Origin of the sequence: Alkalispirochaeta americana (assembly GCF_900156105.1) — a bacterium.
Taxonomy (GTDB): domain Bacteria; phylum Spirochaetota; class Spirochaetia; order DSM-27196; family Alkalispirochaetaceae; genus Alkalispirochaeta; species Alkalispirochaeta americana.
Genome location: NZ_FTMS01000018.1, coordinates 42,512 through 64,633, shown reverse-complemented (window position 1 = coordinate 64,633; position 22,122 = coordinate 42,512). Strand labels below are relative to the sequence as shown.

At 59.6% G+C, this 22,122-nt stretch carries 20 protein-coding genes; 10 read left to right on the top strand and 10 right to left on the bottom strand.

The window, feature by feature from the left end; all coding sequences use genetic code 11:
* Positions 1–84 precede the first annotated feature (84 nt).
* The 3 genes from BW950_RS12845 to BW950_RS12835 are packed head-to-tail and all read right to left on the bottom strand — an operon-like array spanning position 85 to position 2,058.
* Positions 85–801 (bottom strand): tetratricopeptide repeat protein, encoded by a 717-nt coding sequence (locus BW950_RS12845; RefSeq protein WP_083944013.1) that lies wholly within the window; start codon positions 799–801, stop codon positions 85–87.
* Positions 779–1,255, bottom strand: coding sequence for a bactofilin family protein (locus BW950_RS12840; protein ID WP_234969110.1), 477 nt, complete (start codon positions 1,253–1,255; stop codon positions 779–781). Before BW950_RS12840 ends, BW950_RS12845 begins: the two co-directional genes overlap by 23 nt.
* A 32-nt stretch (positions 1,256–1,287) precedes the next feature.
* On the bottom strand, positions 1,288–2,058 hold the full coding sequence (locus tag BW950_RS12835) for a prephenate dehydrogenase/arogenate dehydrogenase family protein (protein WP_083944015.1): 771 nt from the start codon (positions 2,056–2,058) through the stop codon (positions 1,288–1,290).
* A 329-nt stretch (positions 2,059–2,387) separates the two neighbouring features.
* On the opposite strand from BW950_RS12835, the gene pta reads away from it, so the two are divergent.
* The 3 genes from pta to dapA are packed head-to-tail and all read left to right on the top strand — an operon-like array spanning position 2,388 to position 5,068.
* Complete coding sequence (gene pta / locus BW950_RS12830) at positions 2,388–3,386, top strand: phosphate acetyltransferase (RefSeq protein WP_076489712.1); 999 nt, start codon at positions 2,388–2,390, stop codon at positions 3,384–3,386.
* Between the two features lie 16 nt (positions 3,387–3,402).
* The gene (gene dapB, locus BW950_RS12825; protein WP_076489711.1) at positions 3,403–4,176 is read left to right on the top strand and encodes a 4-hydroxy-tetrahydrodipicolinate reductase; all 774 of its coding nucleotides are present in this window, start codon (positions 3,403–3,405) and stop codon (positions 4,174–4,176) included.
* Positions 4,177–4,192: 16 nt separating this feature from the next.
* A complete protein-coding gene (gene dapA, locus BW950_RS12820) occupies positions 4,193–5,068 on the top strand; it encodes a 4-hydroxy-tetrahydrodipicolinate synthase (protein WP_076489710.1) in 876 nt (291 codons plus the stop codon).
* A 23-nt stretch (positions 5,069–5,091) separates the two neighbouring features.
* Here the strand turns inward: dapA and rsmA are convergent, their stop codons facing one another.
* From rsmA to BW950_RS12800, 4 genes are read right to left on the bottom strand one after another with little or no spacing between them, the layout of a single operon-like run.
* On the bottom strand, positions 5,092–5,925 hold the full coding sequence (gene rsmA / locus BW950_RS12815) for a 16S rRNA (adenine(1518)-N(6)/adenine(1519)-N(6))-dimethyltransferase RsmA (protein WP_076489709.1): 834 nt from the start codon (positions 5,923–5,925) through the stop codon (positions 5,092–5,094).
* On the bottom strand, positions 5,903–7,588 hold the full coding sequence (locus tag BW950_RS12810; RefSeq protein WP_076489708.1) for a ComEC/Rec2 family competence protein: 1,686 nt from the start codon (positions 7,586–7,588) through the stop codon (positions 5,903–5,905). Before BW950_RS12810 ends, rsmA begins: the two co-directional genes overlap by 23 nt.
* A gap of 57 nt (positions 7,589–7,645) precedes the next feature.
* Complete coding sequence (locus BW950_RS12805) at positions 7,646–8,884, bottom strand: hypothetical protein (RefSeq protein WP_143559243.1); 1,239 nt, start codon at positions 8,882–8,884, stop codon at positions 7,646–7,648.
* Entirely contained in the window at positions 8,881–9,987 is a 1,107-nt protein-coding gene (locus BW950_RS12800) for a PilZ domain-containing protein (protein WP_076489706.1), read from the bottom strand. Before BW950_RS12800 ends, BW950_RS12805 begins: the two co-directional genes overlap by 4 nt.
* Before the next feature lie 185 nt (positions 9,988–10,172).
* On the opposite strand from BW950_RS12800, the gene BW950_RS12795 reads away from it, so the two are divergent.
* The 6 genes from BW950_RS12795 to BW950_RS12770 all read left to right on the top strand — a co-directional run bounded on the left by BW950_RS12795 (position 10,173) and on the right by BW950_RS12770 (position 16,734).
* The gene (locus tag BW950_RS12795) at positions 10,173–10,853 is read left to right on the top strand and encodes a CPBP family intramembrane glutamic endopeptidase (protein ID WP_083944012.1); all 681 of its coding nucleotides are present in this window, start codon (positions 10,173–10,175) and stop codon (positions 10,851–10,853) included.
* 4 nt (positions 10,854–10,857) lie between these two features.
* Complete coding sequence (locus tag BW950_RS12790) at positions 10,858–11,469, top strand: TlpA disulfide reductase family protein (RefSeq protein ID WP_076489704.1); 612 nt, start codon at positions 10,858–10,860, stop codon at positions 11,467–11,469.
* The gene (locus BW950_RS12785; protein ID WP_076489703.1) at positions 11,459–12,481 is read left to right on the top strand and encodes a cytochrome c biogenesis CcdA family protein; all 1,023 of its coding nucleotides are present in this window, start codon (positions 11,459–11,461) and stop codon (positions 12,479–12,481) included. The genes BW950_RS12790 and BW950_RS12785 overlap by 11 nt, the downstream gene beginning before the upstream one ends.
* A gap of 85 nt (positions 12,482–12,566) precedes the next feature.
* Positions 12,567–14,363 carry a glycoside hydrolase family 3 protein gene (locus BW950_RS12780; protein WP_083944011.1) on the top strand — a complete coding sequence of 599 codons (1,797 nt, stop codon included), beginning with the start codon at positions 12,567–12,569 and terminating at the stop codon, positions 14,361–14,363.
* A 26-nt stretch (positions 14,364–14,389) separates the two neighbouring features.
* Complete coding sequence (locus BW950_RS12775; protein ID WP_076489702.1) at positions 14,390–15,250, top strand: GNAT family N-acetyltransferase; 861 nt, start codon at positions 14,390–14,392, stop codon at positions 15,248–15,250.
* 2 nt (positions 15,251–15,252) lie between these two features.
* On the top strand, positions 15,253–16,734 hold the full coding sequence (locus tag BW950_RS12770; RefSeq protein ID WP_076489701.1) for a glycogen synthase: 1,482 nt from the start codon (positions 15,253–15,255) through the stop codon (positions 16,732–16,734).
* On the opposite strand, the gene BW950_RS12765 is transcribed toward BW950_RS12770, so the two are convergent.
* Both BW950_RS12765 and BW950_RS12760 read right to left on the bottom strand, forming a co-directional pair.
* On the bottom strand, positions 16,701–18,011 hold the full coding sequence (locus BW950_RS12765; RefSeq protein WP_076489700.1) for a ribonuclease H-like domain-containing protein: 1,311 nt from the start codon (positions 18,009–18,011) through the stop codon (positions 16,701–16,703). The two genes, BW950_RS12770 and BW950_RS12765, sit on opposite strands and share 34 nt — an antisense overlap.
* The gene (locus BW950_RS12760; protein ID WP_234969112.1) at positions 18,004–20,292 is read right to left on the bottom strand and encodes a DEAD/DEAH box helicase; all 2,289 of its coding nucleotides are present in this window, start codon (positions 20,290–20,292) and stop codon (positions 18,004–18,006) included. The genes BW950_RS12765 and BW950_RS12760 overlap by 8 nt, the downstream gene beginning before the upstream one ends.
* 64 nt (positions 20,293–20,356) lie before the next feature.
* Between BW950_RS12760 and BW950_RS12755 the strand changes: the two genes are divergently transcribed.
* Complete coding sequence (locus BW950_RS12755; protein WP_076489698.1) at positions 20,357–21,634, top strand: glucose-1-phosphate adenylyltransferase; 1,278 nt, start codon at positions 20,357–20,359, stop codon at positions 21,632–21,634.
* Positions 21,635–21,671: 37 nt separating this feature from the next.
* Here the strand turns inward: BW950_RS12755 and BW950_RS12750 are convergent, their stop codons facing one another.
* A complete protein-coding gene (locus tag BW950_RS12750; RefSeq protein ID WP_159438803.1) occupies positions 21,672–22,079 on the bottom strand; it encodes a Fur family transcriptional regulator in 408 nt (135 codons plus the stop codon).
* Positions 22,080–22,122 lie beyond the last annotated feature (43 nt).

The following is a 22,122-nucleotide window of genomic DNA, read 5'->3' as shown; positions in this document are numbered from 1 at the left end:
CCGGACTACTGGAAGAGAGCATTCGCCTAGCCATACGTTAAAGTATCGGCAAAATCGGCTAAAAAAACCAGCCTCGGAAGGGGCTCAGCCCTGGAGACGCTCCACACCCTGAAGTGCTTCGGGGAGCGCAGGCGCCCGTTCCAGAGCAGCCTGATACGCCTGGAGAGCCCCCTCCTTCGATCCGGCCTGCTCCCGGGCGTAGCCCAGACGAGCCCACCAGGGAGCCCGGTCGGCTGCCAGCAGAACAGCCTGGGTGAGCGCGATATCGGCGTGGTTGTATTCCCCGAAGTTCAGGAAGATCTCGCCCATCATATAATAGACATGGGGAAGCTGCCGGCCTTCCGGGGCAAGAGCCACGTAGTTCTGAAGGTGCTGAAGGGCGGCGCTATGGTTGCCCTTGCGGAAATGGGCATCGCCCACAATATGAATAATCCGGTTATCGAAACGGCTCACCCGGAGACCCCGCTCTCCGTACTGCAAGGCCTCGTCGTATCTGTTCAGGGCGAGCAGGCTCCATCCCAGAACAGTATAGGCATCCAGATTGGCAGCGTTTTCCTCAAGTTCCTGGAGAGTGATCTCCACGGCCCGCTGGTATTGTCCCTGGCGATACAGCACCAGCGCGTCGGGCCGATCCTGGGAGGCCACCCCGGGGATCGGACCGAGCCCCAGAAAGAACACCCCGAGAAAAACCACGCACCCGAGTTTTCCCGGAAAGGCGCGGCGAAGCCCTGGCGATGCCCCCCCCGAGGGAGACCGTATTCCCAAAGGAAGGGAAACACTACTCACTTTGACTCGCCTCATCACGGTGGCCCTCCTGATTCTGTCTCTGACTCTCCGGCGTCGCAGCGTTTCCGGGTGCCCGGCCCCCACCAGCAGCTCCTTTTTCGGGAGACTTCTCTGGAAAGTCGCTCCCCATGCGGCAGGACCCGGAGAAGGTGCTCCCGCTCTGCACAACCAGATCGGGAGTGGCGATATTGCCCTCCAGGGAGGCTCCTGAAAAAAGCTCCAGTCGCTTTGCGGCGGTGACATCGCCGCGCACGGTCCCTCGCACCGAGACGCATTCAGCATGAACGTCGGCGACAACTTCCGCAGAAGCGGCCACAAAGAGATCCGATTTGGCCCGAATCTCTCCGGAGAGGCGTCCCTTTACCAAAAGGGGCTCGGCAAACTCAATCGTCCCCTCAAACTCCAGATCCTCGCCAAGAACAGTTTCCAGCTCGGACTCGTCAATGGTGCGTACCCGTAACTCTGCCATGGTGCAACGCTACAGCGGGGGGGCTTCCCTCGTCAAGAACGTCCGTTCCAGGGAGGATCGCCCCCCCCGGAAGAATCTTCTTTCCCCGGGGGAGCTTGATCCGGGGCAACTTGGTCCGGAACAGCCCGATCATCCGGTGTGAGCAAATTCTCCACCTGGCAGAAGGCCCGGGAGAAGGCCTCTCTCATCTCCCTCGTGGACGGGTTAAATCGTTGCAGATCCCGGAACAGTTCCAGGGGATCGTTACAGGTCTGATCCATCACCTGAAGAAGCCTCCGGTATCCCAGGGTGCCGATATCACTCGGCTCAAGATCCATGGCCCGCAAGACCCGCCCTACCAAGTGGGTCACTCCCTGGGTGAAGGCCGCCTCCTGATCGTGGGCCTCGGGAGACATCTCCACGATCCGCAATCCCAACCCTTCAAAAGTGGTGCGCAGTTCATCGTACCGGCCCTGGCGATTTCTGACGGGCCAGAGAATTATCGGCAGGGGATATTCCCTCTCCCGGGCTGAATCGGGACCAAACATGGGGTGAGACGCGATGATATCCACCGAATCGGGTAGCAGCTCTTTCATCTGGCGGACCGGGTAGACCTTGACTGAACAGGTGTCCACCACAACCGTGCCCGGTTTCAGCAGAGGAGCTATGGTGCGCAACACTCCGGGCATTGCCGAGATTGCCACGGTCAGAAAAACCACAGGAGCATCCAGAGCCTTCTCCAGGGGAACCTGTTCCACCCCCGGGGGCAAGGAAGCTACCTGGCGGCGGCTGGTTCCCAACACACGATAATGCCCAGCCAGCATTCCCGCCCAGAAAGATCCGAACCTTCCGAGTCCGATCACTGCAGCCAGGGGAGATCTCCCGACCGATGGCCCTCTTCCGGCGGCATCAGTGCCGACGGACTCTTTTTCTTCCTCGTTCACAGCGGTGAGTATGCCCGTAAATGCCCCTTCTCCTCAAGTTACATTTTCTCTCGATCTATGCTACTCTTCCTGTATCGATATTTTTTGCCCACAGCTCCCGTTTTCAGAGGTGTGGCCTTCAGGGTGTTCTTCCAACGTGGAAAGCCCCTGTGAAGAAAGGTCTCTCTACGCAGACAGGAGCAGAGGTTTATAACGCAAGGAGCCAATTCATGGAATTTGTTGAAACGATGAAAGCCCAGGCCCGAAAGTTGCAGCGCGCCCTGGTTCTGCCCGAAGGCACCGAGCCCAGGACAATCCAGGCAGCCCGCATCCTTCTGGATGACAAACTCGCCGGAGCGGTAACGCTCGTGGGAGCGCAGCAGGCTATCAAAGCTGCCGCTGCCGACGCCGGAGTCGATCTGACGGGAATCACCATCGAGGACCCGACCGGATCATCAAAAAAAGAGGCCTACGCAACCGAGCTTGCGGAGTTGCGCAAGAAAAAGGGGATGACCCGCGAGGAAGCCCTGAAAGCCATAGAGGCTCCCCTGAACTGGGCAGCCATGATGGTCCGCAGGGGCGATGCCTACGCCATGGTGGCTGGTGCCGAGAACTCCACCGGCAACGTTCTGCGGGCAGCCTTTCAGATCATCAAGACCGCCCCGGGCACAACCTTCGCATCAAGCTGCTTTGTCATGCGGGTGCCCGATCCCGCCTGGGGAGTAGAGGGCCACATGATCTTTTCCGACTGTGCTACTATTCCCGACCCCACGGCGGAGCAACTGGCTGAGATCGCCCGGGCAGCTGCCCAGAGTTGCCGAACCTTTCTGAACACCACCCCCCAGGTGGCGATGCTCTCGTTCTCTACAAAAGGATCGGCCCAGCACCCCGCGGTGGACAAGGTGACCCAGGCCCTGGCCCTGGTGAAGGAGAAGGAACCCGATCTTGCCGTGGACGGCGAGCTCCAGGCCGACGCAGCGCTGGTCCCCTCGGTGGGAGAGAAGAAAGCGCCCGGTTCCCCCGTGGCAGGCTGCGCCAATACCCTGGTCTTCCCCGACCTGAACTCGGGGAATATCGGGTACAAACTGGTGCAGCGCCTGGCCAAGGCTGATGCCTACGGACCATTCCTGCAGGGCTTTGCAAAACCCGTGAGCGACCTCTCCAGAGGGTGCTCCGTTGAGGATATCGTCACCACCTCGGCAGTGACGCTCTGCCAGGAAGCACTGTAAGCACCTGGAGGCTTCCATGAGAATAGTGATCGTCGGCTATGGCCGGATGGGACGGGAGATCGAGGCGATCTCCCGCGAACGGGGACACCAGATCCTTGCTACGGTGGATCCTCTTGCCCCGGGAGCAACCGCTGCATCCCTGGAGCAGCTCCCCCCCCTGGAACCGGCCAGCACTCTCGAAAACCCCGTAACGGTGATCGAGTTTGCCCTTCCCCCGCAGATCAGGGAGAACGTGGCCTACTACGCCCGTCACGGCTGGCATGGGGTGATTGGCACCACCGGATGGGACCAGGAGCGGGAGGAGGTCCTCCGACCGGCCCGGGAGGCCGGCACAGGACTGGTCTACGGATCAAACTTTTCCGTGGGAGCCAATCTCTTTTTCAGGCTCTCCCGGTATGCTGCCCGTCTGGCCAACAAAACCGGAGCCTACGATAGCGCCGTGATGGAACTGCACCACCGGCAAAAACAGGACAGCCCCAGCGGAACGGCGCTGACCATCGCCGAAGGGCTTCTGCAGGAGACCTCTTGCAAGAATACCATTCAACCCGAAACACTGCACCGCCGGATCGAACAGGAAGAACTCCACGTCATTTCTGGCCGTGTCGGGTTCATTCCCGGCACCCATACGGTTTATCTTGATTCCGTGGCAGACACGGTGGAACTGACCCACCGGGCCCGGACGCGACAGGGCTTTGCCCTGGGAGCTGTCCAGGCTGCGGAGTGGATTTCCTCGCGCCAGGACGTTGTTCCTGTGGACGAGTTTTTTAACGATCTGTTCCAAGACCAGTAATACAAGGAGTTTTCATATGTTCAAGGGAGTCTACACAGCACTGATCACCCCCTTTACCGCCGAGGGGGCAATTGATGAACCAGCCCTGCGGCGGATTGTGAACGCCCAGATTGAGGCCGGCGTGGCGGGCCTCGTCCCGGTGGGAACAACCGGGGAGAGCCCCACTGTGACGCACCAGGAGAACATCCGCGTCATCGGCATTGTGATTGAGGAGGCCCGGGGAAGAGTTCCGGTGATCGCCGGAACCGGTTCAAACTCCACGGCTGAGGCGATCGAGATGACCCGCGAGGCAAAGAAGCTTGGCGCAACGGCGACTCTCCAGGTGGCGCCCTACTATAACAAGCCCTCCCAGGAGGGGTTCTACCGCCATTTCACGACCATCGCCGACACAGTGGATCTGCCCATTATGGTCTACAACATTCCCGGACGCACGGGAAAGAACATCGAGACCGACACGCTGGTGCGTATGGCCAACCACCCGAATATCGTGGCGATCAAGGAGGCGAGCGGAAGCATCTCCCAAATGATGGATGTGATCGCCCGTCTGCCCGAGGATTTTGCCGTTCTCTCGGGAGACGACAACCTGGCTTTTGTTCTTACCTCTTTGGGGGGGCAAGGAGTTGTCTCGGTGGCGAGCAACCTGATCCCTTCGCGGATGGTGAAACTGGTGGACCAAACCCTGCAGGGTGAGTGGGCCCATGCCCGGGAGGCTCACTACAAGTTGCTTCCCTTCTTCAGAGCTCTCTTTCTCGACACAAATCCGGTACCCATCAAATATATGATGCATCGGGCGGGTTTCTGCGAGAACAGCTACCGCTTGCCCATGGTACCCTTGAGCGAGGAAAACCAGCGCTCGATCGACGCACTCCTGACGCGGTACGGAATCGTCTAGCGACCATCCCTGATCGCTCGGGGCTACTCGCTCTCGGGGAGGATACCCAGGAGGCGTTCTGCCAGAAGGCGGAACGTCTCGGGTGGCAGTTCTTCGGGCCTGAGCCCGGGATCGATCCCGCATTCTTCCAGGGCGGGGAGCCAGGCTTTCCAGGTGTTCCGCAGCGTTTTCCGGCGCTGGCCGAAGGCTTCCCGGGTCAGGAGGGATATCCGTTCCGTTACCTCCCGCGAAGGCCGGTGAGGAAGCTCCCTCAGAACAGCCACGGCAGACCCTACCTGGGGCCGGGGGTAAAAAACCCCGGCAGGAACTGAAAAAGCCCGCTCGACCCGGTAGTGGCTCTGGACGAGAACCGAAAGGGCGCTGTAGGTCTTGCACCCCCGGGGGGAAACCAGCCGGTCCACCATCTCGGACTGGAGAAGAAAGACCATGACAGGCACGGCCAGCCCCGACTCGACGATGCGGGGCACCATCGCCCCCGCGCTGTGGTAAGGCAAGTTTCCCACGATCGCTCCCGGAGCAGGGAGCCCCTGAAAGGTGTCGAGAAAATCCCCCTCCTCTATCGGCAGTTCGTCGCCGTAGCGCTCCCGGAGCACGCGGATTACCCCCCGGTCGATCTCAAAAAGCCGGATCGGCAAGCCCAGACCACGCAGCTCATCGGTAAGTGATCCCAAGCCGGGCCCTATCTCCCAGATTTCTCCGCTGCCGGGAAGTGGCGTTGGCAGCGTCCGGGCTATGAGCGAACCGATCCGGTGACGGGTTGCCGAATCGGTCAGAAAGTTCTGGCCAAAGCGCTTTTTCAGACCTATCTCGTGACGATCCAGAAGGTCTCGTATTTCAGAAATCGAGTTGTGATTCATGGTTACTCTCTTTTTGGAGCTGTCTTCCCTGGGACTGGTCACTCCGGGACTGGTTCCTCTGGAGACAATGCTGCCTGATGATACACCCGGTGCCCCCTGCGATTATAGCCCCCAGGATCAAAAGAGCCCAGGGAGAGCTCCGAAACGAGGCCTCCCAGGAGGCTCTCAAAGAAGACCAAACGGAAAGGCGATCACCGGTACGAACAATCCCCGGTATGCTTCCTCCCAACCGGGCGACCTGAAACAGAAGTTGTGCCTGCCACCGGATCAGCATCGCCAGGAACGAACCCAGACCGGGAAGGGTTGCCGTCAGCAAGAAGACCAGCCCGCACCACATCACCAGCACCACCAGAGACGAGAGAAGCCCGGCAAAGAGAATACCTGCCGGGTAAATTGTTCCAAAGGAGAACCAGGATATCGGCCCTGTAGCGACCATCGCCGCCAGGGAGACTCCGGTATACTCTGCGAACCGTCGGGGCAGAAACCGGCTCAAGCCATCCACCAGGGGGGGGCCGGCCACAACGATTCCCAGAAGCGCCAGCAGGGACAGCTGGAACCCTACGTTCTGGACAATTCCCGGAGCCACCAGAGCCACCAGGCAGACCGTTCGCGCCAGCAACACGGGCAAGGGGGTCTTTCTTCCCCGAAAGCGGGCAAGCGAAATGAGCGCGATCAGGACGAAGGCCCGCACCAGAGAAGGAATAAATCCCGCCACCCAGACGTACCCTGCCAGGAGGGGGAGAACAGCAACTCCGCGCAAACGGTACGGCAGAAACCGGGCTGGACCGGCGTACAAAATCAGCGCCAGCACCCCCAGATGCATCCCGCTAAGGGCCAGGGCGTGGGATGCTCCGGCGGAACGGACCGCCCCTGAGAGATCTTCCGAGAGAGCCCCCCGATCTCCCAGAAGCAGGGCAAGAATCAGAGGGCCGCCCAGAGCATCGAGCCGGGCCAGACGCCGGCGCATCCAGTTCCGGACCACCCTCCGCACCGCCACGGGCCCCCGGCCAGGAAGAAGGGAGAGCTGATCCTCCGAGACCCAAAGAGAACTCGCCTGGCCTGGATGATCCAGGCCAGGCAGATCGTCCAGGCCAGAGACTATCAGACGATCTCCCCTGAGGGGGATGATTCTTCTCTCTTCGGCGTGAAGATATTCGCTTCCCCGCCAAAGTACCACCACCCGCCCCCGGGCGTCTCCCTGCCAGCCCCGGCGATCACCCGCCCGGTCAACGGCCAGCTCGATCCGCCGCAGGGACGAGGTTCCCGGGCGAAGATCATCGACCAGGGTGCCGGAAACCCACAGCCCTCCCCGGGGATCGATCGTCGCCGCCAGGGGAGCATCGGCCGCAGCAATCCGGACCTCGCCGGCGATAACAGCGATCAACCCCAAAATACATCCCGCTCCGAGACGGAGGAAAACCAGGGAAAGCCGTTTTTCGGAGGGCCCGGTATCTTCGGGGAGACCAGGATCTCCGGGGAGACCGGGATTTTCGGGGGGAGCACGATTCGGCCAACGAGGGGTTGTTGATATCAGGACCAGAACAGCAACGGCAGAGGAAAACAGGAACATCCCGCCGGCAAGACCCATCCTGAGGGAGAGCCCTCCAAAAATAATGAGGGAGGCCCACACCTCGGGCGCCGTCAGAACCGACACGGCCGCCACGGGGCACCCCCGAGAAGGGGGGCCCCAGAAAAAAACAGTTCTTCTCACATAGAGATATTACGGAGCAACGGAACGCAGCGCTTCTCTGGCCCGTTGCCGAACACGACTGGGATAGTTCTCCAGAAGGGTGGTGTAAAACATTGCGTCAAAAGCCAGAGAATTTCCCAGAGATTCCAGGTTCCCGATCACCGCCAGAACAATCTGGGTGTCATAGGGACGATCGGTCTCGGTGTAGGTGTTGACCAGCTCCAGATACGAGGTGAGTCGGCGGGCTGCTTCCTCGTTGCCCATTGCTCCCAGGGTTGCGATAGCTTCCAGGAGAGGGCCGCTACTGATCCTGCCCCGCTCGAACTCAAGAACCGTCTGGTTGAAATGGCGGATGACCTCGGGTGTAGCGGGACTGTACTCACCGACCCGCAATACGGCGGCGGCGGCAAAACGGATCTGCCGATATTCCTCCTGAGCCCGAATATCGCCGGTGCCTGCGGCCTCGGCATCGCTCAGAACGGTCCGGGCAAGCTCAAGACGCTCTTCCTGCGACAGCAACCCGCTCTCCAGAAGGAAGGTGAAGGCAGGACGACGCTCTACCAGGGGACGGTTCCTCACCGCCGCCAGGGCGAGATCGGCCACAGCCCCCTCTATTTTTCCCAGAGCCTCCCGGGCGGGGGTGGTAACGAAATCGGGATATTGCAAAAGTACCGTATCGACTAAAACGCCAAACCCCTGAGGAACCTGAAGATCCCCCAGAGCTTTCACCGCGCCGGAAAGGACTTGAAGATCGGGCCTGCCACCTCCCTGGGAGACGATATGCTGACGCCGGACCCAGTCGACAAGACCTTCCACGACGCGCTCATCCCCGGAACCCATGGCGGCGATCACTTCAAGAACCCGGATTCGCGTGGAGGTTTCATCGAAGACCTGGAAAAGCCGCCAGAGATCTCCCACAGCGGGAAGATATTCCCCCTCATCCAGACGATCAATGGATATCCGGGCGATCTCGCGCAGAAGCGGGCTTGTGTAGAGCTCACGGGAGTTGCTGAGAACATAGCGCAAGGACTGTTCGTAGAGGGGGCCAAAGGCCCGGGGGTCCTCGCTCTCGGCACCGCGGAGAATTTCTATTTTTGTCTGCACGTTGGCAGCGGCAAAATTTCGCTGGAATACCCCGAGTCTCCCCGTCTGGGCCTGGAGGATTCCTGCAGAAAAGACCAGCACGGCCACAAGGCCGGCAGATTTTACGGAGGTTATCATACTGTTATAGTAGTTGAAAGAACCGGTGGTTGCAACGAAGAATTTCACTCCTCCCCGGGTGGCCCGTGCTCCCACGCTTCTTTCCGGGGGGAATCCTCCTTGGGAGGAGGCTCCTGGGGGTATGGTTCTTCAAGCTGGTCCTCCCCGGACCTATCCTCCGTGAGCCGGTACACATAGGAGAGGATTTTGATTCTCATATCGCCAGAGGGGGGCTGTGCCTGGAGATGCAGTATGGATATATGCTTCTCGCTGTGGTAGTTGGCAGAACGGATAACACCGCAGAGAATAAGCACCGCACCGTTGACTTCAATCTGGAGTTTCAGGGAAAACCCCGCTGCGACCCGCCCCCGCAGAGCCAGGGCGGCGCCATCCTCGGAAATATCCAGAACCCTGCAACGATACCCCCCTGAGGCCTCTTCCAGTTCGTTTCCCTGGGCAGGGTCTCGCAGGGGATATACCCGACCGGCCAGATTGGTCTCACGCCGGACCGAGGCTCGTTTCTGGCTCCGTTCCAGATGATCCTCGTGGGCCAGGTGGAGCATCAACACTTTTTGATTCCGGGGAACATTGAGGACAGTAGTCTCGAAATAGTAGCCGGCATCGTCTTTGCGCCAGAAATAGACCCCCAGCTTCTGGGTTTTCCAGGAGAATCCCGGTGGAAGACGAACTCCTTCCCCGGGAAGGCTCACCGCAACATAACGCCGGGCCGTCTCGGCGACTCTTGCAAGAAAGACCCCCTTGCCCGGCACCGTTATTTTGAGAGGCTGGCCCGGTTCGAGCCTTCGCGTGGAAGATATTCCCAGGCGGTATTTGGGCTTCCGGAACTCCAGCTGAGCGCGAAAATCGAAGAGCTTGTTCAGAAACCGGCGCCGCTCCTCTTCCCGGGCAGGCACCGCCAGATGGTACTGCTCAAGAACCCGCTGAAGACACGCTTCAAGAGCCCGCACACTCCAGAAGAGCATCTCGGGGTTCGAAAGCCCCCGCTCACGAGCAGCTCTGCGAAGCAGATGAACCTCGGCAAGGGAAAAGCCCGTTTCCTTTCCCCGCACGTAGAAACGCAGCCACGATCCCCCCAGGCCGTCGCGGCGAAACACAAGATAGGCCAAGGCTACTACAAGGACCAGCACCATGGCTGGTATCAGAAGCTCCACGTCAAGCTCTCTCCCGGGAAGGATAATCGGTTGGAACGCATCGATACTGCGATAGCGACGGTACCGATACTATAGTAGCGGCAGAGGAAGTGGAACTGCAAGAAGGATCAAAAGAGGCCATCGTCAAAAGAGGACTGTAGACACCTGTAGACAACGCCCTCCAGGGCAGGGAAAATAGCACCTCCATGAGCGCTCCCATGCAACGGTTTCGTGAAATTTTCCTTCTCTGGGCCATTGTGTTTCTTCCCGGGTATTTCTCTGCAGGATCCCCCGGAGGAGCCTCCTTTCTGGACAGTCCCCAGGGACTTCTGGCAGTGGCAATAAAACAGACGGTCTTTGCCCTTCTGGTGATACACCTTCTGGATGTTCAGGGAGAGGCGGAGTTCTTGCGATCTCCCTGGAAGGTCTGGAGCGGAAAGACGCTTTTGGGAGCCGGGGCAATCGCCCTGAGCCTTCTGGCGCTGGCAGCACTTTTGCGGGCACTCACAGTTTCCTCGGGCCAGCCCTTTTCACCGAAGAGCGCCTCTTCACCTCTGATCACCGCTCCCCTGACCACTATCCCCCTGCTGACAGGAACGCTTCTGGCGGTAGCCTACGGAGAAGAAATCTTTTTCCGGGCCTATCTGCTGATCCGCCTCAACCAGGCGGGTCTATCGTCGATGCCGGCTCTTTTGATCTCGGCCACACTTTTTGCGTTGACTCATCAGTGGCAAGGCCCCGAGGCTGTTTTCTTTGCCTGGATCAGCGGCATCTTCCTGGGCTCAGTCTGGATACTCCGCCCGGGTATTCACCACCTGGCCCTGGGGCACGCCGCCTACAACGCCCTGGCCCTCTTGATTCCTGCCATCGGGACTGCTACAGTATAACATCATGACAGTTGCATATAGAAAAACACAAACCTTTTACAAAAGGCTCCCGAGACGCCTTCTTTGTGTTCTGGCCTTTGCGGCCCTTTCCGTCGCGGCGGCAGCGGACGTTCCCCCGGAAATCCGGGCAGAACAGAGGGAACTGCTCTCGTCGCTGGGCTTCAACAGCCCGTCACGGCGAATAGAAGCGATCGATTTCACCGCCCCCCTGCTTTCGGGAGGCAGTACTTCCCTGGAGGAGCACCGTCCGAATCTGGTGATCCTCAACTTCTGGGCCACCTGGTGTCCCCCGTGCCGGATCGAAAAACCCGCCCTGGAGCAACTGCACCGGGAGTTTCAGGGAGCGGGTCTGAAGATTCTCTCGGTGAACATGCAGGAAAACCCTCTCCAGGTGCGGCAATATGTGCACGAGACGGGAACCACCTTTCCCGTATTGATGGATTCCTCGGGCAGGATTTCCGCTACCTACGGAATCAGGAGCATTCCCACGTCGTACCTGATCTCTTCGGAAGGAACGGTCCTTGCCGTGGTCCAAGGAGCCCTGGATTGGTCGGCGCCCCGGGTTATCCAGACTTTTCGCAGGATTGTTGCTCTGGAAGAAAAATATGGTCGGTGATCTCTCCCTGGTGGCCGCAGTGGCAACAGCCCTGGCGGCGGGATTTGTATCGTTTCTCTCACCCTGTGTCTTTCCTCTGGTGCCCAGTTACATGAGCTTCATCAGCGGCGTGGGCTTCTCCGAACTCTCCCGGGGGGATCACAGGAACTCCCTGATTCTGGGCAGGACGATCGCCTTTGTTCTGGGTTTCTCTGCGGTTTTTGTCGCCCTGGGGTTTCTCTTCTCGGGCCCGGCCCTGCTCTTTGCTCCGGCCCTGCCCTGGATCAATCTGGCTGCGGGGTCGGTTCTGGTTTTCTTTGGAATTGCCCTGGTCTTTAACCTTCCCCTGTTTCTGGAAAAGATACTTCCCGGGAGCTGGCGAGCAGCTCCTGCAAAACCTTCCTCGCTGGGCGGGGCGGCTCTTGCCGGAGCGGCCTTTGGTGTTGGCTGGACTCCCTGCATAGGCCCCCTTCTGGGCTCCATTCTCTTTCTTGCCGGATCCGGCGGCGATCCTGCCAGAGCAGGTTTGCTTTTGGCAGCTTACTCTCTGGGGCTGGGGATACCTTTTATTGCCGGGGGGATGATGTTCTCCCGCCTGGTCAGGACAACACCCAAGCTGGGCCCGCACCTGGGGAGAATCCGCCGGGGTAGCGGCGTTCTTCTGGTGCTTTTGGGCGCACTCATCGCCCTGGGACAGTTCCAGCAGATCAACGCCTCCGTTCTTTCGGCGGGGTTTCGTCTGCACCAGTGGGGCATCTCGGCCCCGGGGGAGGCGCGGCGGGTCTTTTCCCTTGTCTTTCTTGCAGCGGGAGTGATCTTTCTTGTTCCCGGCGGCACCTCGCTGGTCCGAAGAATTCGTGAGAGGACTATCCGTGAGGGAAGGGGCCAGATAGGACGGGGCCATCGGAGACGGGGGATGATCCTTGCAACCGCAGCGGCCCTGATCTTTTTTCTCGCAGGAATGCTTCAGGCTGCGGGATTGGTTCAGGCAGAACTGCTCCTGAGCCGATGGCTGCTCTTTCAGGGCCTCTGATTCAGCCATCGCCCTTTTTTCCCGGCATATCTTCCGGGAAAAAGGGGATAGCCCGGGACGACTGAATCTGGTATCTTTTCTGATCATGCACCGGATTCCCCTGACATTTCCCGCGCTTGTTGCAGCTTTGGTACTTCTTGTCCCTTTGCCAGCCCAGAGCCGGCACTACACCGCCCGGAATATCGAACCTCAGGACCAGGAATCGGCCACCGTACCGGGCGGGCGTTTCTGGAATTTGCCTCCCGAAGAGCTCCAGGGGCTACGCTGGCCCGCCTCCTCCGAGGCGATTGATCACCATGTGGAGCATCTCCTGGCTTCCATGTCCGACGAGGAGCGGGTGGCCCAAATACTCATGCTTGCCTGGAGCGGAGAGGAACCCAGCGACGAGATTCTTCGGTGGATCACCGAGCGCAACCTGGGGGGAGTCAAGATTTTCGGCTGGAACGCCGAGAACCTGGTGACCCTGACCCGCTCTCTCACGACGATGCAGCGCAAAAGCATCGCCACCGAAAACGGCATACCACTCTTTACCGCCACCGATCAGGAGGGCGGCTGGGTCCGGCACATCAAGGGAGGAACCCTGATCACCCCCGGCAACATGGCCATCGGGGCCTCGGGGCTCCCCTACGACGCCATGATGAGCTCCCGCTACATTGGCCAGGAGCTGCGCGCCCTGGGAGTGAACATGAACTTTGCCCCCACGGTAGATGTCTACATCAACCCCGAGGCTCACGTGATCGGTCCCCGGGCGTTCTCTCACGACCCTGCCCAAACGGGGCTGCTGGGGACGGCCTTCTTCAGGGGCCAGGAACAGAGCGGCGTGATCGCCACGGCGAAACATTTTCCAGGCCACGGGAACGCCACGGGCGACAGCCACGGCGTCCTTCCGGTACTCAACGACTCCTTCCAGACCCTCTGGGACCGGGATCTCCTGCCCTTCAGAATGCTGATCCGCGAGGGGATACCTGCGATCCTGGGAGGGCACCTGAGCTTTCCTGAAATTTCGGGGGTCGAGACCCCGGCGAGCCTCTCGCCCTACTTCAACATCACCCTCTTGCGGGAAAACCTGGGCTTTGAGGGAATCGTAATCACCGACGATATGTACATGGGAGGCGCCCTGGTCTACGCCGAGCGTCAGGGCTGGACCTTTGCAGAGCTCATAAAACAGGCCGTTCTGGCAGGAAACGACAGTGTCATGCTTTCAAGAACTCCCGCTTTTAACGGCCTGATCTGGCGAACCCTCCTGGAAGCCTACCGTACCGAACCAGATTTTCGCCGCCGCGTGGACGAATCGGTTCGGCGGACCCTGCGCGTCAAGATCGCTTATCTGATTCCGGAATGGCGCGTACCTCTTTTCCCTGATGCCTCCACGGTGCGGGAGTTTGTTCGCATCCCCGAGGCCCAGACCTTCTTCCTGGACCAGGCGGGGCGAAGCATCACCATGATCCGTGACACAGCCCTCCCCCATCCCCGCCGGGAGGGAGAGCGGGTGCTTCTGGCAGGCCGGGGAGCAACCTTTTTTGCCGTGGGTCGGCAGTTCTTTCCTGGAGCCGGAGAACTGCGGTTCCGGGGCAGTAATTTTTACTCCTCCCTGGCGGAAGACCGGAACCGCTGGGCCGCCGAGATGGACCGCTACGATACAGTAATCTTTCTTCTGAGCGATCCCAACACGCTGGAGATCCTTCAGTCTGCCCGACCCAAAAACGCCAAGGTCATCGTCTACAGCGTCCTGACACCGATCTACCTGGGAGCACTCCCCTGGGTGGAAAACGCGATCGCCGTTTACGGCTGGGGCAGAGAGAGCTTTGAAGCAGGCTTCAGCGTTATCCAGGGTCATTATCAGCCCCGGGGATCGCTACCGCTCCTTTTAAATTATCCCTGAAGGAGCACCTGAAGGAGCAAGGGATCATGAGAAACAGCGGCTCCCGCGCCCTCTGGAAAATCGTCTCCTCTCCCGAGCAATCTGACCTGGTGAAATACCTGGAACGCCACGAACCGCTTGCTACCGTTGTGAGCGACCGTCTGCGTCGATTCCCCCTGGATCGACGCCTCCACGGCGGAGGGCGCGTCCATTTCCGGGAGAACTGCGGGGCGGTCTATCAGGGACCGGGCGGTTTTTTTGCTCCCTTCTTTTCGGGATACAGCCCGGAAGATCTTCACGCCCAGGCAGCCCTCCGCCGGAACTTTGGCGCCTTTCTGCGCCCCCGCACGATCATGGGTGCCGAGGCTCATGTGGAGGCCCTGACAGCCTTGCTGGGGGCAAATCCCCGCACATGGGTTAACTACGATCTCCTGAGCCTCTCCCCCCCGGACTATCCCCGGAGAATGCCAGCCCCCCGGGATATCAGCATCGTTCGCCCCCGTCCGGACCAGTGGCGCAGTCTTCTCCAGCTTCAGATCGCCTACGAGATAGAGGAGGTGCTGCTTCCGGGAACCAGACCGGCCCCGGAACACAGCAAGACCTCCCTCATCGACAGCCTGACCTGCCAGCGCGTTCTCGTTGCAGTCTGTCAGGGCGATGTTATCGGCCGGGTCGCCACGAACGCCCGCGGCATGGGAACCGATCAGATCGGAGGCGTCTACACCGTTCCCTCCTGGAGGGGACGGGGAATAGCCCGCCTCCTGATGACTCACCTTCTTGCCGATCTGGCCCGGGAAGGCCGGAGGGCATCGCTCTTTGTGAAAAAAGACAACACCGCAGCCCGGCGACTCTATGACGGCCTTCATTTTTCGTTTGTATCTCCCTATCGAATCAGTTATTATCGCTGACCGTGCATATTCTTTTTGTAACAAGCGAGTTTCATCCTTTGGCAAAATCCGGGGGCCTTGCTGATGCCGTGGCCTCCCTGGCAAAAACCCTTTTTTCCCGGGGAAACCGGGTCTCCCTGGTTCTACCCCGCTACCAATCCATAGACCTTGAGGGCTGGACCGATCTGAAAATCCCCCTGGGTGTTCCTCTGGGAGATCAGGAAATCTGGACAGGGTGTCACCACCGTGAACTGGGAGGGGTTGATCTGTTCGCCCTGGATCACGGGGAGCTCTTCCGACGCCCTGGCATCTATGGCCCGAGTCCCGCCGAGGCCTACGGGGATAACCTTCGCCGCTTCTCTCTTCTCTCCCGGGGCGCGTTGCAACTGGCCCTGGCCCTTGATCTCAGGCCGCAGATCATCCACGCCCACGACTGGCCGACCGCCCTGGTTCCTGTTTTTCACCGGCTCTTTTACCGGGAAACTCCCCTGGGCGGGGCCAGAACGGTCTTCTCCATCCACAACTTTGGCTACCAGGGGTGGAGCCCCCTCGCCAGATCCCGCGAGACGGGACTATCACCGGAGGAGCGCGGTCGGGCCGGGCTCGAGCATAACCAGGAGATCAACCTCGTGAAGGGAGCCCTCACCACGGCCGATGCCCTGGTAGCCGTGAGCCCCCGCTATGCCCGGGAGATTCAGACGCCCGCCTTTGGCTTTGGCTTGCACCGGGAAATAACACAGCAGAAGGAAAAACTGACGGGAATTCTGAACGGCATCGACCGGGAGGAATGGAATCCCCAGCACGATACCGCCCTGCCGGCCTGCTATAGCCGGGAGAACCGCCGGGGAAAAGCTCTTTGCAAGGCAACGCTCCAGATAGAGTTCGGGCTGCCTCCGGAACCAGAGGTTCCCCTGATAGGAATGGTAACCCGCCTCACCGAGCAGAAGGGAATCGGCGCGCTTTTCGGGAACGGCACCAGGCAGGCCGGAACAGAGCGAGGGGCTCTCCGACGAATATGCGAAGAACTTCCCCTTCAGGTAATCCTTATCGGAACAGGAGAAGCCTGGTGCCAGGAGGAGATTCAGCGCCTGTCGGCGGAGCTTCCCAATTTCTCGGCCCTTATCGGGTACAGCGAGACCCTGGCCCACCGGATCACCGCCGGAAGTGATTTTTTCCTGATGCCCAGCACCTACGAACCCTGCGGCCTGAATCAGCTCTACGCCCTGCGCTATGGCACCATCCCCGTGGTAACCCCCACAGGGGGGCTGGCCGATACGGTGGATTCCGAAACGGGAGTTCTCATCCGCCACTACTCACCCGAGGGTATCTTCGCTGCGCTTCAGGAGGCCTGCCGGATCTACCAGGAGCCCTCCCGTCGCCTGGAAGATCTGCGCGATGCCGCCATGGCCAGAGACTTCGGGTGGGATCGTTCCGCCAAAGACTACCAGGATCTGTACAGCTCGCTTCTTGATCAGCCCGGTGAAATCCGGGAAGGCCCGTCGTAGCGGGCCTTCTTGCGAAGCAATCGCGCCATCCGGTGTTCCAGGGAAGCATCCCGGCCCCATCGGTCTGCCGCAGCGCTTACCACCTGCAAAGCCTCGTCGAAACGGCCCTGACGATGTTCCAGAAACTTGGCAAGAGCCACGGCGTCTTCCCGGCTGCCCCGATAGCGGTGAAGAAGGCGCAGCGCCGCCTCCTGACCGGGCCAGTCCTTTCGGCTTCGGGCGATCCGAATCTGGAGCTCCGCCAGCTTTTCCCGGGCCCTGCCGGAAGAGCTTCCGGGACAGGCGAGAAGATGCCGAACCCGGAATGCTGCCCGATCCCGGTCTGAAGGACTTCCTCTTTCCCAGAGCAAGCGAAGTCGCGCCGCCTCGTCGGCAACAACCGGGAGCGTCTCCTGACATCCTGAAGAGAGATCGGTCGTCTCGCCTGTGGCAGAAGAAGGGGTCCGGCAACAAAAAAGCCCGTTCAGGTGCACTGCCAGAAGCGCCAGGTGCAGAATATCGTAGAAATGATGGGCCAGAACGGGAGCAATTCCCCGGGGATCGCCCCGGCGAAGATACTCCTGATAGCGCTCGGGAACCTGACTGCCGGGGATGTCCTCATCCCGTTGCACCCCCAGAACCCGCTCTTCCACCGCAGAAAGACGGCAGGAACCAATCACGGGCGAAAAGAGACGGCGCGTGATCGGGAGAAGGTCCAGATGACGCGCTTCGGGGAGATTTCTTCTGGTCATGATCGCCCGGGTGCGCAAAACGGGAATATCAAAAGAAGCGCCATTATACGTGACATAACAGGGATTATCGCCGATGAGGCGGTGAAGTTCACCGGTGTAGGCCGTCTCGGCTCCAAGATCGGCCAAAAAGAGCTGCTCCACCCGTAGCCGGGGGCGATCGTCTTCCCCATCCTTTGTTCCCACGAATCGCCCCAGCCCCGTGAGAAAGGCAACGCTCCCGGAACCTCCCGAAAGACCACTGGTTTCCACGTCCAGGAAGAGGGGAGAACAGATCTCCCCCACTCCAAAAACTGCCGAGATGCTGCGCCACCTTCCGTCGGGGGACACCTGGCAGGCATGGCTCCGGGGCAACTCGCCCGGAAGAGAACGGTAGAAAACCCCGGGAGCACGCTCCTCCCAGCCTGGCCCAGGAGCACCTCCGGTGACAGATTTCCGGCGAAGTGTTACCGGGCCTTCGGGAGGGGATGAACCGCTTCCTCCCGGCAGGGTGGCACCGCGACGCTGTTGCTCCCGGATTCGCCGGAGCCGCTCGTACAAATCACCCACGGACCCACCGCGCCAGCAGAGCTTGCACAGCCTGCCGGGGGTTCCCCTCCCAGCCCTCTTGCCGGGCATCCCGGGGGCCTACACAGGAAGGGCACCCCGAGGTGCAGGAACAGTTCGAGACACGCTCCAGAGCCGCCGAGAGAAGCAAAGGAAAGGCTTCTGCGATGCCCTGAGCCAGACCACTTCCTCCAGGGTAGCGATCATAGAAAAAGATCGCCGGCACACCAAAGTGGGTATCCTTCAAGGCAGTGTGAACCCCCACATCCTGGAGAGAAGCCATAAGGAAGACCGGAGCCACCGCCCGGAGCATTCGGCCCAGACGCCCCAGAAGAGCCGCCCGCGCCTCGGGAGGCATCTCCTCCAGGGGTTCCTCCAGAGGGTGGCCCGAAGAAAAGGGGATCAAGACGGCCCGGGTGTGCATCTGTTCCTCGGGCAGGAAGATATCTCCGTAGCCCACATTCTCGTGGCTTCCAAAGCGTATTTTTTTGAACTTCGAAGCCACGCTTCTCACCAGGACATCTCCCAGGAGAACCGTTCCTGCACCGGTGTCGATCGCATCCTCCTCGGTGAGAACCTTCAGATCGACCTTCACCAGGGCATCGGTGAAATACTCCACCTGGCGCTGCTCCACCCGGCACTGCCGGTTTTCAACGTCCAGCTTTCGCACCATGTACTGGGTTCCCCGGTGAATATACACAGCCTGATCAAAAAGGAGCTCCTTTGCCGAGGGACGATCCATCTCGCCGATCACCTGCTCCGTTCCGCCTGTAGTATCGATAATCACCACGTTCTCGCTGGAGGCACTGCGTAAACTGACTCCTTCAGCAGGATAGCTCTGATCGGACCAGTGCCAGGTAGCCCCGCCCCAGCGAATGACCCCGGACTCTTCCAGGAGGGTCACAAACTCCCCCGCTGATTGCACCAGGGGTTCCCCGGGGTCCAGAGGCAGCTCGAAGGCGGCACACTTGAGCTGATCCATCAGCACATAGGGGTTATCGGGGTTTACCCAGGCCGATTCGGGAGAGCGTCCGAAAAAATAGTCGGGATGTTCCACCACATATTGATCTACGGGAGCGGAGGTTGCTACCAGCACTGCCAGAGAACAGTCCTGACGCCGCCCGGCACGCCCGGCCTGCTGCAGGGCGGCCGCCACGGTGCCGGGGAATCCCCCGAGGATGGAAACATCCAGCCCGCCGATGTCTATACCCAGCTCCAGGGCGTTGGTGGAAACAACACCCTGGATGGATCCATCCCGAAGCCCTCGTTCTATCTCCCGGCGTTCCGATGGAAGATACCCGCCCCGGTAGGACTCGATCCTGATGCCTCCGTTATCGGTAAAGACGTTTGCAAGGCCGCGACGAATGTAATCTGCCACAAGCTCGGTGTTTTGCCGGGACCGGGTGAAGACGATCGTCTTTACACCCTGCTTGAGAAAGCGCAGGGCCAGCCCCTTTGAAGCCTGGACCACCCCCTGGCGAATTCCCTGAACAGAATCGACCAGAGGAGGATTATAGAGAACAAGATGCTTTTCTCCCCGGGGAGCCCCGTTTTTATCAACCAGCGCAACAGGCTCTCCGATCAGCTGCCGGGCCAGCTCCCGGGGGTTTCCAATGGTCGCCGAACAAAGAATGAACTGAGGATCGGCCCCATAAAAGCGGGCCACCCGTTTCAGTCGCCGGATAACGTTGGCCACGTGAGAACCAAAGATTCCCCGATAGATGTGAAGCTCGTCTATGACGATGTAGCGCAGGTTCTGAAAGAACTGAACCCACCGGGTATGGTTTGGAAGCACCCCGGCGTGGAGCATATCGGGATTTGTTATGACGATTCTGCTGCGGGTTCGCAGGGTGGTTCGGACAGACCGGGGAGTATCACCATCGTAGGTCATCGCCGCCAGAGGAAGATCCCCGCCCTGGATCGTCTCACCGAGCTCCGCCTGCTGGTCCTGACTCAGGGCCTTGGTGGGAAAAAGATAGAGAGCCCTCGCCGACGGATCCCCCAGAAGGGTATCAAGGACGGGGAGGTTATAGGTCAGGGTCTTGCCCGACGCTGTGGGAGTCACCACGACCACATTCCTCCCGGCCTCCACATGCGACCACGCCTCCCCCTGGTGCGAGTAGAGGTCCCTGATCCCCCGGTGGGACAGAGCCTCCTTCAGTCGGGGATCCAGCGACGCCGGAAGGGGGACGGTGCAGCCCTCAGTTGCGGGAATACGCGCCCAATGCGAGACGTAACGCAAAAAGGAAGTGTCCTGTTCAAGATCTTTAATCAATCCATTCATCATCACAGTTAGAATTGTATCATCTTTCCTTGACCCCGTTCAGGAGTACCCCTACAATCAGATTATGCATGACGTACTAACAATTGTAATGGGTGGTGGAAAGGGAACTCGGCTTTACCCGCTTACGGCGGACAGAGCAAAACCTGCAGTTCCCTTCGGGGCGAAGTATCGTCTGGTGGATATTCCTCTCTCCAACAGCATCGCCGCAAACTTCAAGAAAATATACGTGCTCACGCAGTTTAATACAGCGTCACTGCACCTGCACATCGGGAACACCTATATTTTTGACTCCTTCACCAACGGTTTTGTGGAGGTTCTTGCGGCGGAACAAACCTTCACCCATACCGGGTGGTACGAGGGAACAGCCGATGCGGTACGAAAAAATCTGGTCCATTTTCGCACGCAAAAACCAACCCACTATATGATCCTCTCGGGCGATCAGCTCTACCGCATGGATCTGCGAGGATTTTTTGATGAGCACGTAAAGAGCGGGGCCGAGGCGAGCGTAGCCGTTCTTCCCGTAAACCGCCAGGACGCAACAGGTTTCGGAATTCTTACGGTGGATACAAAAAAGAGGATCAAGAAGTTCACCGAAAAGCCCCCCCTGGAAAAAGACATCAGCTCCCTTAAAATTCCCAAGACCCTGGCAGCCCGATTACCCAACTACGAAGAGGGGAAAGATTACCTGGCCTCCATGGGCATCTATATCTTCAACGCCGAAGCCATGGAAGCAGTCCTGGACAGCGACGAAGCAGACTTCGGAAAAGAAGTCATCCCTAACATGATCGGCAGCCGCCACGTAAACGCCTACTTCTTCAACGGTTTCTGGGAAGATATCGGCACCATAGAGAGCTTCTACAAAACAAGCCTTGATCTGGCAGATATCTACCCTGCCTTCAACTTGTACGACGAAGAGATGCCCATTTACACGCGCCGAAGGGACCTCCCTCCGAGCAAGCTCAACTCCTGCACCATCTCGCAAACCCTGGCCGCCGATGGCTGCATTATCACCCAGAGCAGTCTCTCTCGTACGGTTATCGGTATCCGGACAATTATCGGCGAGGGCTGTACTCTGGAGGGCGTTATCTGCATGGGAGCAGACTATTACGAAGAGCCCGGGCCGGAGCCGCTTGAAGATGGCCACTCGGTACCGCCTATCGGAATCGGTCGCAACACACGGATCAAGCAAGCTATCATAGATAAAAACGCCCGGATTGGCGAAGGATGTTCCATTGGATGGGACGGCATTCCGCCCGAAGGTGACTACGATCGGTTCTTTGTCCGCGACGGGATTATCATTGTTCCCAAAAACGGGGTAATCCCCGCAGGAACCGTGATCTAGAAGCGCCACAGCAGGGCTGCAAAAAGAGCGTTGGCTGTTACTGGTCTTCGGAAGAAGGAGTTGCCTTCTTCCGGCAGGCCTGGCAGATACCGTGAAACTCCACGGTTGTGCGGAGCAGGCGATGTCCACTGGAATCGTCCAGGAGTGAATCCAGCTGGGCCTGAAGCGATCCCGGGACAGCTACATCCTCGATCGCTCCGCACCGCTCGCAGACAAAGTGATAGTGAGGTTTGCGGACCGCCTCGTAGACATCGAAGGTGCTCCCGAAGGGGAGCCGGTTTGCCTCGCCCTGGCGGACCAGAATGTTGAGGTTCCGGTAGACGTTCCCCAAGCTGAGGGTGGGGAACTCCTCCCGAAGCTGGTCGTAGACCCAGCTCGCGGTAACGTGGATGCGCTCGCGCTCCAGGAGTTCCCGTATTCGATCCCGCTGTTTGCTCTTTCTCACCTTCGCCACGATACAGTGAAATATATTTCACCCTGCCAGCAAG

Coding starts and splice junctions, on each gene's coding strand:
- BW950_RS12845 (WP_083944013.1), bottom strand. CDS start 801: ATGAGGCGAGTCAAAGTGAGTAGTGTTTCCCTTCCTTTGGGAATACGG.
- BW950_RS12780 (WP_083944011.1), top strand. CDS start 12,567: ATGCACCGGATTCCCCTGACATTTCCCGCGCTTGTTGCAGCTTTGGTA.
- BW950_RS12795 (WP_083944012.1), top strand. CDS start 10,173: ATGAGCGCTCCCATGCAACGGTTTCGTGAAATTTTCCTTCTCTGGGCC.
- BW950_RS12835 (WP_083944015.1), bottom strand. CDS start 2,058: ATGCTGGCTGGGCATTATCGTGTGTTGGGAACCAGCCGCCGCCAGGTA.
- BW950_RS12755 (WP_076489698.1), top strand. CDS start 20,357: ATGCATGACGTACTAACAATTGTAATGGGTGGTGGAAAGGGAACTCGG.
- BW950_RS12840 (WP_234969110.1), bottom strand. CDS start 1,255: ATGGCAGAGTTACGGGTACGCACCATTGACGAGTCCGAGCTGGAAACT.
- BW950_RS12790 (WP_076489704.1), top strand. CDS start 10,858: ATGACAGTTGCATATAGAAAAACACAAACCTTTTACAAAAGGCTCCCG.
- BW950_RS12785 (WP_076489703.1), top strand. CDS start 11,459: ATGGTCGGTGATCTCTCCCTGGTGGCCGCAGTGGCAACAGCCCTGGCG.
- BW950_RS12760 (WP_234969112.1), bottom strand. CDS start 20,292: ATGAATGGATTGATTAAAGATCTTGAACAGGACACTTCCTTTTTGCGT.
- dapB (WP_076489711.1), top strand. CDS start 3,403: ATGAGAATAGTGATCGTCGGCTATGGCCGGATGGGACGGGAGATCGAG.
- dapA (WP_076489710.1), top strand. CDS start 4,193: ATGTTCAAGGGAGTCTACACAGCACTGATCACCCCCTTTACCGCCGAG.
- pta (WP_076489712.1), top strand. CDS start 2,388: ATGGAATTTGTTGAAACGATGAAAGCCCAGGCCCGAAAGTTGCAGCGC.
- rsmA (WP_076489709.1), bottom strand. CDS start 5,925: ATGAATCACAACTCGATTTCTGAAATACGAGACCTTCTGGATCGTCAC.
- BW950_RS12775 (WP_076489702.1), top strand. CDS start 14,390: ATGAGAAACAGCGGCTCCCGCGCCCTCTGGAAAATCGTCTCCTCTCCC.